The organism is Streptomyces beijiangensis, assembly GCF_017315755.1.
GTDB lineage: Bacteria > Actinomycetota > Actinomycetes > Streptomycetales > Streptomycetaceae > Streptomyces > Streptomyces beijiangensis.
Window position 1 is genome coordinate 1 of the sequence record NZ_JAFLRJ010000333.1, and the last position, 4,136, is coordinate 4,136.

General features: G+C 67.4%; 6 protein-coding genes. 2 read left to right on the forward strand and 4 right to left on the reverse strand.

Features of this window, described 5'->3' with window-relative positions:
• The first annotated feature begins 347 nt into the window (after positions 1 to 347).
• Both J0695_RS29475 and J0695_RS29480 read left to right on the forward strand, forming a co-directional pair.
• Entirely contained in the window at positions 348 to 1,199 is an 852-nt protein-coding gene (locus J0695_RS29475) for a helix-turn-helix domain-containing protein (RefSeq protein ID WP_206967099.1), read from the forward strand.
• A gap of 11 nt (positions 1,200 to 1,210) precedes the next feature.
• Positions 1,211 to 1,408 carry a hypothetical protein gene (locus J0695_RS29480; RefSeq protein ID WP_206967101.1) on the forward strand — a complete coding sequence of 66 codons (198 nt, stop codon included), beginning with the start codon at positions 1,211 to 1,213 and terminating at the stop codon, positions 1,406 to 1,408.
• A gap of 13 nt (positions 1,409 to 1,421) precedes the next feature.
• Here J0695_RS29480 and J0695_RS29485 read toward each other — a convergent pair whose 3' ends face one another.
• The 4 genes from J0695_RS29485 to J0695_RS29500 all read right to left on the reverse strand — a co-directional run.
• Positions 1,422 to 2,216 (reverse strand): SAM-dependent methyltransferase, encoded by a 795-nt coding sequence (locus J0695_RS29485; RefSeq protein WP_206967103.1) that lies wholly within the window; start codon positions 2,214 to 2,216, stop codon positions 1,422 to 1,424.
• 14 nt (positions 2,217 to 2,230) lie between these two features.
• Positions 2,231 to 2,902 carry a winged helix-turn-helix transcriptional regulator gene (locus tag J0695_RS29490; protein ID WP_206967105.1) on the reverse strand — a complete coding sequence of 224 codons (672 nt, stop codon included), beginning with the start codon at positions 2,900 to 2,902 and terminating at the stop codon, positions 2,231 to 2,233.
• Between the two features lie 54 nt (positions 2,903 to 2,956).
• Positions 2,957 to 3,604 (reverse strand): CatB-related O-acetyltransferase, encoded by a 648-nt coding sequence (locus J0695_RS29495; RefSeq protein WP_206967107.1) that lies wholly within the window; start codon positions 3,602 to 3,604, stop codon positions 2,957 to 2,959.
• A gap of 44 nt (positions 3,605 to 3,648) precedes the next feature.
• Positions 3,649 to 4,136, reverse strand: a 488-nt coding sequence (locus J0695_RS29500; RefSeq protein WP_206967109.1) for an OmpA family protein, incomplete at its 5' end; no start/stop codon positions are given.

The window sequence follows — 4,136 nt, forward strand, 5'->3', positions numbered from 1 at the left end:
GGTGAGGCTGTAGGCCAGGGCGGGGATGCGGTGGTGGGGTTGGGCGGGCTCCGGACAGCGGGTGACGGCGGTGGTTGCGTGCATGGCAACTCCTGGTTGGCGGTTGTGGGGGTACGCGGCGGCTGGTGGGCCTGTCTCCCTGACGCGGGGCCGCCCCTCCCAGGGAAGGAGGTTGCGGGCAGCAACGCGTGATGCACTTCCAACTGCCGTAAGTAGTCGGTGCATTACCTACCGTAGGGCATGTGGGGTCTAATTAGGCACCTACTCGGGAAAACTGCGGCACCTTCGTGGTGCACTCGGACACGCTCACGGCAGACTGCACTCGACCGCACAGCGAAGGGAACGGCATGGGCGCGCGCACCTCCCCCACCGAACGGCAGCGACGGCTCGGCGCCGAGCTGCGCAAGATCCGCACGTCAGCAGGCATTTCCGCCGAGGCGGCTGCCGGCCTGCTGGGCATCGACCGAGGCCGGGTGTCCCACATCGAGCTGGGCGTAAGCGCCATCACGCCCGAGCGCCTGCGCACTCTGGCGTGCAATAGCGACTGCACGGACGAGGCGTACATCAACGCTCTGGTCGACATGGCCCAGATCGGCAGCAACGGCTGGTGGGAAAAATACCGGGGGACTCTCCCGCAAGGCCTCCTGGACATCGCCGAGTTGGAGGGGAATGCCACTCGGCTCCACACGGCCCAGACCGTTCACCTCCCGGGGCTACTGCACCTGAGCGGATATGCGCGAGCAATCTTCAAACTGGTCATCCCCCAACTGCCACCGTCCGAAGTCGAGCTCCGGGTCGCTCACCGCATGGAGCGCCAACAGGTCCTGGAGCGCGACCAGCCCGTCGACTACGTCGGCTACATTCACGAGGCGGCGCTACGGATGCAGTTCGGGGGCCGACGCACCACCCGCGAGCAGTTGGACCACATGTGCGCCATGTGCGAACGCCCGGGCATCCGGCTGCGCGTACTCCCCGTTGAAGGCGGCTCTTTCCCTGGTGCGGGCCACGCCCTGCTCTACGCCGAGGGGCCCGTTCCGCAGCTCGACACCGTCCAGCTCGACTCCGCCCACGGGCCGGAATTCACGTATGCCGAGGCTCAACTGGCCAAGTATCGTGCCCACTTGGAGTGGATGGACGTACATACGCTCGACCCCGATCGGTCGCGCGACTTCATCCATTCCATCGCCCGCGAACTCTAGGAGCAGTAGACATGTCGGATATCAAATGGGATGACGCGTTCTGCGGCGAGGGCAACAACTGCTTCCGCATAGGTACGGACGCCGCCGGTAACGGCTACATCGCCGTCGCCGGACAGGAGGACCGTTACCTCACCGACAGCCAGGAGGCCCTGCGGACCTTGATCCGGGACATCAAGGCCGGCAAAGCGGACCACCTCCTGCAGGGCTGAGACCGCAGGGGCGTCAGCCGCTCGGGGCCCGGACGAATACACCTCGATGGATGGTCACGGCACCCGTGGCGACGGCTACCGCGAAGTTGAGCATGCGGGTCGGACCTTCGACCAGCAGGGCGGGCAGGGCCGCCGGAGTATTCGCACCCGCGAGCCGGCGGCCGAAGTCCTCGAACCATTGCCGGGCCCAGTCACTTTCATCGACCCACTCCAGGGACGCGAACCCGCTGGAAAGGATCGTGTCGCGCAGTTCGTCCGCAGTGACCAGGTGGCTGTCGGTACCGTCCAGCGACCAGGGCAGTAGCAGCTCCGGCTCGGTGCTGCCGTCCCTCTTGCAGACCTCGAAGATCACCAGTCGCGCTTCCGGCCGCAGACGGCGAGCGATGCCGGCGAAGAACGCCTTCTTGTCCGCGATGTTCATCTGGACATGGATGCAGTAGGCCGCGTCGAACCCGGTCGGCTCGAAGGTTGCGATGTCGCTGCAGAAGAGTTCGATCCGGTCGGTGAGTCCGGCGACGTCGGTCAGGACCCGGGCGGCATCGACGTAGGCGGGGGTGACATCGACGCCGACGACGTTGCAGCCGGTGGATCGGGCGATCTGCCGGGCCGGTCCGCCCAGCCCCGACCCGACGTCCAGCGCGGTCATGCCTGCGGTGAGCGCGAGATGCGGGATCAGACAGTCGACCGCATCGGTCCCGCCCGCGTGGTACTGGTCGATCGCGTCCAGCTGAGCCTGGGGCAGGGTGGACAGCTCAGCTCCGGCGAGCTGCTCGATGGTCGCGATGAGGTCGGCTTCGGCGTAGGTCATGGCAACGCTCCTCGTCACGGAACCTGAGGGAATGCGCCGGAGGGCGCTGCGACGAGGTCGTGCAGCAGTCGGCGCGCGCCGGTGATCCTCAGCCCTTCGCTCGTCGCCCGGTCGGGACTCAGCACGCCGGACAGGACAGCACCGACGAGCTGCGGCGGACCAGTGAGGGTGACGTCGGGGGCCGGGGCTGCGTCCGAGGTCGCGCCGCGCCGGATCGCGAACCCTTCCTGGCCCAGGGTTACGCGCATCACCTCGCCCTCGGATTCGATGCCCACGACGACTTCCGCGCCGACGGGCAAGCGATCGGACAGCATCAACCCGCCGAGCAGTGCGACCCATTGAGGCTGCACCGCGTCCTCGGGATCGGGTCCGGTCGTCATCCGCTCCAGTCCCCACTCGGCCAGCGCATGCAGCACGCTCTGCAGGCCGCGACCGCGGTCGGTCAGCTCGAACAGGGTGGCCGCCACAGGTGGGGGCGCGTCATAGCGCTTGATCAGGCCTTCGGCCTCCATCACCTTGAGCCGGTCGGCGAGCAGATTCGTCGCGATCCCGGGCAGGCCGCGCTTGAGATCGCTGTACCGGCTCGGCCCCAGCGCCAGCAACTCCCGGCCGATGAGCAGCACCCACCGGTCCCCGACGACATCCAGCGCGCGGGCAACGGAGCAGTACTGCTGGTAGCTCTTCACAGCCCGAGACTAATGCGAGGTGATTGATTTTCTCAAGCGTCCGGTTGATTATCTCTACTGGCCGGTCGGGGCGGCGGCCTCCAGCTCGGCGATGCTGCCCGCCATGATCGTCCGCACGTGCTGGGTGAGGTGCTCCAAAGGCCAGTGCCACCAGGCCAGTTCCAGCAGCCGCGCGATGTCCGCGTCCTCGTGGCGGCGTCGAATGAGGCGGGCCGGGTTGCCTCCGACGATCGCGTAGTCGGGCACATCGTCCACGACCACCGCACCGGAGGCGACGATCGCGCCGTGCCCGATCCGGACCCCGGGCATCACCATCGCCCGGTACCCGAACCACACGTCGTGCCCGACGACGGTGTCGCCGCGGCCGGGCAAGCCGGTGATGAGATCGAAGTGTTCGGCCCAGGGCCCGCCCATGATCGGGAAGGGGAAGGTGGAGGCGCCGTCCATACGGTGGTTGGCGCCGTTCATGATGAACCGCACCCCTTCGCCCAGCGCGCAGAACTTCCCGATGACCAGCTTCTCCGGCCCGTAGTGGTACAGCACGTTGCGGGTCTCGAACGCGGTCGGGTCGTCAGGATCGTCGTAGTACGAGAAATCCCCGACCTCGATCAGCGGGGAGGTGACCAGGGGCTTCAGCAGCACGACCCGCGGCTGCTCGGGCATGCGATGCACCACGGTCGGATCGGCGGGTACCAAGGGCATTGCGGGGCGATTCCTTCCGGAGCGTGCGCCGGCCGCGCGATCCGCTATGTGGCGGTGCGGGGGAAGGAGACCTCCACCCGGCGGTTCTTCTTGCGGCCATCTTCTGTGGCGTTGGAAGCGATCGGGTAGTCCTCGCTGTAGCCGCGGATCTGGAAGGTGATGGAGGACGCGCCGGGGAGGGACTTGGCGAGCTCCTGCTGTACGGCGTCGGCGCGCTGCTTGGAGAGCACCTTGCCGTGTTCGTAGGAGCCGAGGTCGTCCGTGAAGCCGAACACGCGGACGTTCGTGGCGTGCTGGACCCCGATCTCGGTGGCGATGGCCTTGATACGGGAGGCTGCGGCCGGGTTCAGCTTGGCGCTGTTCTTCGGGAAGAGGACCTCGGCCTGGAGCGCGAAGGTGGTGTCGGAGGGGGTGTCCGAACGGCGTTCCTCGCCGCCGAGATCCTCGACGACGGACTTGATGTCGATGATCCGGGAGGCCGCGAGGGTTGCACCGTCGCCAAGTTTCAGGTTCGGGGCGGTGGGGCTGATGG